Here is a 1,233-nt window from a genome sequence, read left to right as displayed (position 1 = left end):
CGCCGTCGTTCTCCGACATCCCGGAGAACACCCTGATCCAGCTCGGCCACGGCGTCTGCACCGCGCTGGCGGACGGCGTGACCCGCGGCCAGCTGGTGTCCGACGCCGTGTCCGCGGGCTTCGGCACCCGGGACGCCCGCCTGCTGGTCGACGCCGCGAACGCCGCCTACTGCCCGGACGCGTAGCGGACGGCGCAGGCCGCGTCGAAGCCCTGGTCCACGATGCCGAGCGCGTGGTTCGCCCGGGCCCGCAGGTTCTCCATCGCGATCGACTGCGTCAGCTCCAGCACGCCTGCCCGGTCGAAGGCCCGTTCCAGCTCGGCGAACAGCTCGTCCGTGACGGTGGTGGGCGTGGCGGTCATCGCGTCGGCGTAGCGGATCGCGAGCCGCTCCTGCGGCGTGAAGAGCGGATCGGTCCCGAAGTCCGCGATGCGCCGCAGCCGGTCGACGTCCAGTCCCTCGAGCCGCTGCAGCATGGTGCCGAAGTCCACGCACCACGAGCACCCGACGACCGTCGCCACCCGGTAGACGGCGATCTCCCGCACCGGCGCGGGCAGCGCGGTGGACGCCTTCTCGTACGCGAGCTCGCTGAGCAGCCCGGCCCAGAACAGCCCGCGATGGTGTCGGGCGATCGCGAACGGCTCCGGCACCAGGCCGAACCGCCTGCGGGCCAGCCGGTAGACGAGCCTGCCGAGCACACCGGCCTCGGCCTCCGGGACGGCGGGAACACGGGACATGGTCTCCTCCTCGGGATCGGACAGGAGGAGGACGACGCCGCCGCGCGGACCGTGAGGTGGAGTGACTCAGATCACGCGGTGGCGGGCCACCGAGTCCCGGGCCTGCTGCGCGAGGTCCTGCAGACGGACCACCGTGCGCTGCTGCTCCGGGGTCAACGCGGCGAGCTCCTTGTCCGCCAGCAGGAGCTCGACGGCGTCGAGCACGCGGGAGAGCTGCAGGCCGTAGCTGCCGACGTCCCCCAGCACCTTCTGCTCCAGCTCCGCGTCCCTGGCGTTCCAGTTCACCGTGATGAAGTCACTGAACCAGCTGGTCGTGGGCCGGTAGTCCCACTTCTTGAGGAGGTTCGCGAAGGGCCCCACGACAGGGCCGAGCAGGGAGAGCGGCAGACCGAGCATCACGAGCTCCGATCGTCGAGGAGCCCCCGACGCTACCGGGAGAGCCGCCGGTGCCAGGCCACCGCGCCGGCGTCGGTCAGCACGGCGATCTGGTCGACCAC

At 71.9% G+C, this 1,233-nt stretch carries 3 protein-coding genes; 1 reads left to right on the top strand and 2 read right to left on the bottom strand.

The window, feature by feature from the left end; all coding sequences use genetic code 11:
- A partial coding sequence (locus H5J29_RS33375; protein WP_181784864.1) for a DUF732 domain-containing protein occupies positions 1–185 on the top strand: 185 nt, incomplete at its 5' end.
- On the opposite strand, the gene H5J29_RS33370 is transcribed toward H5J29_RS33375, so the two are convergent.
- Together H5J29_RS33370 and H5J29_RS33365 are read right to left on the bottom strand one after the other, a co-directional pair.
- Positions 167–736 carry a carboxymuconolactone decarboxylase family protein gene (locus tag H5J29_RS33370; RefSeq protein WP_181784863.1) on the bottom strand — a complete coding sequence of 190 codons (570 nt, stop codon included), beginning with the start codon at positions 734–736 and terminating at the stop codon, positions 167–169. The two genes, H5J29_RS33375 and H5J29_RS33370, sit on opposite strands and share 19 nt — an antisense overlap.
- Before the next feature lie 66 nt (positions 737–802).
- Entirely contained in the window at positions 803–1,132 is a 330-nt protein-coding gene (locus H5J29_RS33365) for a hypothetical protein (RefSeq protein WP_181784862.1), read from the bottom strand.
- Between the last annotated feature and the right edge of the window lie 101 nt (positions 1,133–1,233).

The sequence above is a fragment of the Pseudonocardia pini genome (assembly GCF_013870575.1).
GTDB classification, from domain to species: Bacteria; Actinomycetota; Actinomycetes; order Mycobacteriales; family Pseudonocardiaceae; genus Pseudonocardia; species Pseudonocardia pini.
The sequence above is the reverse complement of the archived record's forward strand: the minus strand, read 5'-3'. Positions and strand labels throughout refer to the sequence as shown.